This window comes from Kitasatospora sp. NPDC004799 (genome assembly GCF_040609095.1).
Taxonomy (GTDB): Bacteria; Actinomycetota; Actinomycetes; order Streptomycetales; family Streptomycetaceae; genus Kitasatospora.
The window spans coordinates 1-2878 of record NZ_JBEXJK010000645.1 but is presented as its reverse complement, the minus strand read 5'-3'; the positions used below and the strand labels follow the sequence as shown (position 1 = coordinate 2878).

3 protein-coding genes are annotated in these 2878 nt (G+C 73.2%); 1 reads left to right on the top strand and 2 read right to left on the bottom strand.

The window, feature by feature from the left end; genetic code table 11:
* Positions 1 to 171: 171 nt before the first annotated feature.
* A complete protein-coding gene (locus ABZW03_RS39360; protein ID WP_355269466.1) occupies positions 172 to 714 on the bottom strand; it encodes a DNA starvation/stationary phase protection protein in 543 nt (180 codons plus the stop codon).
* A gap of 77 nt (positions 715 to 791) precedes the next feature.
* Entirely contained in the window at positions 792 to 1517 is a 726-nt protein-coding gene (locus ABZW03_RS39355; protein ID WP_355269464.1) for an alpha/beta hydrolase, read from the bottom strand.
* A gap of 336 nt (positions 1518 to 1853) precedes the next feature.
* Between ABZW03_RS39355 and ABZW03_RS39350 the strand changes: the two genes are divergently transcribed.
* Positions 1854 to 2690 carry an alpha/beta hydrolase gene (locus ABZW03_RS39350; protein WP_355269462.1) on the top strand — a complete coding sequence of 279 codons (837 nt, stop codon included), beginning with the start codon at positions 1854 to 1856 and terminating at the stop codon, positions 2688 to 2690.
* The last annotated feature ends 188 nt before the right edge of the window (positions 2691 to 2878 follow it).

The window sequence follows — 2878 nt, the reverse complement described above, 5'->3', positions numbered from 1 at the left end:
GGGTGGGGGCCACCCCCGGTGTGCCCCCCCCCCCCGGGGGGGCCGAGACGTACCGGGCCCGTCGACGAGCGGAACGGGAAACGCGAAGTGCCGGACCCGCCGACGAACGGGCCCGGCACGGTGCGGAGCCGGCCTGCCGACGAACAGGCCCGGCTCCGCGGTCACTCCCCGCTAGGGGGTGACGACCAGGTGCTCGGCGAGGAACCAGACCTGGGTCTCGCCGGTGCGGATGATCTGGGACACCAGGAGGTCCTGGGTCCCGTCGTCGCCGAGCTCCGCCGTCCGGGTGGCGGCGTCGCGGACGTCGGTGAGGATCGTCTCGTGCGCGTCCAGGAGGCGCGAGAGCATCGACTGCACGCCCTCGATGCCGTCCGGCGGGCGCGGCACGCCCGTGATCTCGGCGGCGTGCCGGGGGTCGCCCACCGCGACGCCGCCGAGGCTCTGCACCCGTTCGGCGAGCGCGTCGACCAGCTCCAGCTGCTCCTGGGCGTGCTTGTCGAAGAGCAGGTGCAGCTGGTAGGCCGTCGGCCCGCGCATGCCCCAGTGGTACTTCTTGTACAGCGCGTACAGGAACTGGGTGTCCGCGAGGACGCGGTTGAGCCGCTGGCAGGAGTACTGCCGGGCGTCGTGGGAGAGCGCGATCGGCAGCTGGGTGACGGTGCCGAACTCCTGGAGTTCGGGGCCGTGCTGGTGGAGGTGGGGCTGGCTGGTCATGGTGCGTCCTGGGTCCTGTGCGGTGGGGCTGGTCGGGCAGGTGGGACTGGTCGGGGTGGTCGGGCTGGTCGGGGTGGTCACTTGTCCAGCGACCGGACGGCCTCGCGGATCAGGTCGGCGACCCGCTCGGGCCGGGAGAGCATGACCAGGTGCGAGGAGTCCACCTCGACCGTGGTCATGCCGGCCCGCTGGTAGCCGAACCGCTGGACCTCGGGGTTGAGGGTCCGGTCGGCGCTCGCGACGAGCCCCCAGGACGGCTTGGTCCGCCACGCCGCGGTGGGCGCGGCCTCGCCGAACGCGGCCGCGGCGAGCGGGCGCTGGGAGACGGCGAGGACCCGGGCCAGCGCGGGGTCGACGTCGGCCGCGAAGATCGCCGGGAGGCGGTCCACCTCGACCGACACGTCGGTGCCCTCGCCGTCCCCGCCCTCCAGCGGGAAGGGGCTGTACACGAGCGCGGAGGCGAGCTCGGAGTCGGGGAAGCGGCCCTGCAGCTCGCCCAGGCTCTCGCCCTCCTCCAGCGCGTAACCCGCCAGGTACACCAGCGCCTTGACGTTCTCCTCGGCGCCCGCCACGGTGATCACGGCGCCGCCGTACGAGTGGCCGACCAGCACGACCGGCCCGGGGATCCGCCGGACCACCGACGCGATGTAGGCGGAGTCCCCGGTCAGGGTGCGGTTGGGCACGGCCGGCACCACCACGTCCAGTCCGTCGGCCAGCAGCTCGGGGACGACCCGGGCGAAGGTGGAGCCGTCGGCGAAGGCGCCGTGCACCAGCACGACGGTGGGTGTGTCGTTCGTCGTCATCAGGGGTCCTTACTGGGGCCTCGCCGAGGCCTCCGGATCACGGGTGTCTGTGGTCCTCAGGCTAGGAACGCGCGGGCCACGGGCCTGTTCCGACGGCGCACAGTCCGCGGTCGGTCCGCGCACCCGTCGTGCCGGTCGGCCCGCGCCGCCGCCGTGCCTCGGTCCGCCCCGCCGCCGTGCCGGTCGGCCCGGTGTCACCCGTTCGCCCGCGGGTCAGCCCGTCCGTAGCGCTCTCGGACGATTCAGGGTGCTCTCACAGGCAACCGGCCGCCGCCGACCGCCCCTAGCGTGTGAACCGCCGCAGCCTCCCGCTGTGCCGTAAGAAAGGGAAACCCCATGCCGTACATCACCGTTGGCCAGGAGAACTCCACCTCCATCGACCTCTACTACGAGGACCACGGCACCGGCCAGCCGGTCGTCCTCATCCACGGGTTCCCGCTGAGCGGGCACTCCTGGGAGCGCCAGAGCGCCGCCCTGCTGGAGGCCGGCTACCGCGTCATCACCTACGACCGCCGCGGCTTCGGCCAGTCCTCCCAGCCGACCACCGGCTACGACTACGACACCTTCGCCGCGGACCTCCACACCGTGCTGGAGACCCTCGACCTCCGCGACGCCGTGCTGGTCGGCTTCTCGATGGGCACCGGCGAGGCCGGCCGGTACCTGGGCACCTACGGCTCCGAGCGGATCGCCAAGGTCGCCTTCCTGGCCTCGCTGGAGCCCTACCTGCTGAAGACCGACGACAACCCGGACGGCGCCGCCCCGCAGGAGTTCTTCGACGGCATCGTCGCCGCGGTGAAGGCCGACCGGTACGCCTTCTACACCGGCTTCTTCAACGACTTCTACAACCTGGACGAGAACCTCGGCACCCGGATCAGCGAGGAGGCCGTCCGCAACAGCTGGAACGTCGCCGCCAGCGGCGGCTCCTTCGCCGCCTCGGCCGCGCCGACCACCTGGTACACGGACTTCCGCGCCGACATCGCCAAGATCGACGTGCCGGCCCTGATCCTGCACGGCACCGGCGACCGCACCCTGCCGATCGAGAACACCGCCCGCGTCTTCCACAAGGCGCTGCCCTCGGCCGACTACGTGGAGATCGAGGGCGCGCCGCACGGCCTGCTCTGGACCCACGCCGAGGAGGTCAACACCGCGCTGCTGGCGTTCCTCGCGAAGTGAGCCCGGTCGGCCCGCGCACCCCCCGGCCGCGGCCGACCGTCCCACCCGGTACCGCCCCCGCTCTCCCGCCCCGGACAGCGGGGGCGGTACCGGCCACCCCGTCGCGCCCGGCGGGGCCGAGCCGCCGGGGGCCGGGGGGGGTGCAAAACCCGGGGTGCCCCCCCGGAAGTGAGCGTAAACCCGGGGAA

Excerpts from the sequence above, each read along its gene's own strand:
- ABZW03_RS39360 (WP_355269466.1), bottom strand. The coding sequence starts at position 714 with ATGACCAGCCAGCCCCACCTCCACCAGCACGGCCCCGAACTCCAGGAG.
- ABZW03_RS39350 (WP_355269462.1), top strand. The coding sequence starts at position 1,854 with ATGCCGTACATCACCGTTGGCCAGGAGAACTCCACCTCCATCGACCTC.
- ABZW03_RS39355 (WP_355269464.1), bottom strand. The coding sequence starts at position 1,517 with ATGACGACGAACGACACACCCACCGTCGTGCTGGTGCACGGCGCCTTC.